General features: G+C 44.0%; 1 protein-coding gene. It reads left to right on the forward strand.

Going from position 1 to position 339, the window contains the following annotated elements:
- The first annotated feature begins 14 nt into the window (after positions 1–14).
- Positions 15–134, forward strand: a complete 120-nt coding sequence (locus tag LKX83_RS32150; protein ID WP_370639172.1) for a DUF418 domain-containing protein — start codon at positions 15–17, stop codon at positions 132–134.
- The last annotated feature ends 205 nt before the right edge of the window (positions 135–339 follow it).

The following is a 339-nucleotide window of genomic DNA, read 5'->3' on the forward strand; positions in this document are numbered from 1 at the left end:
ATGGTCTGCAGATTGTGTACAGCCGTTTCTGGCTTACGCGCTACCGTTTCGGTCCGCTCGAATGGCTCTGGCGCTCGTTGACATACGGATATTTCCAGCCACTGCGCAGAGAGCACATTCGCTCAGCAAAATAAGATTCTGAAGAAAAAAGGGCTTTTGCTTTCTGTGATAAGAAAGCAAAAGCCTTTTTTGTAGAAGTACTATCGCATATCTTTTTTTATCAGTTCGTTTGAAGGAGAAGAGAGCTTTTCTAGAAAACAATTCAGCAAAGCGAAAGCGCGCTCCTTATCACACTCTCCCATAAAGGAGAACTGCATCCAGTTTCTCTCCAGCAAATAA

The organism is Cohnella baijiui (assembly GCF_020731285.1).
Lineage (GTDB): Bacteria > Bacillota > Bacilli > Paenibacillales > Paenibacillaceae > Cohnella.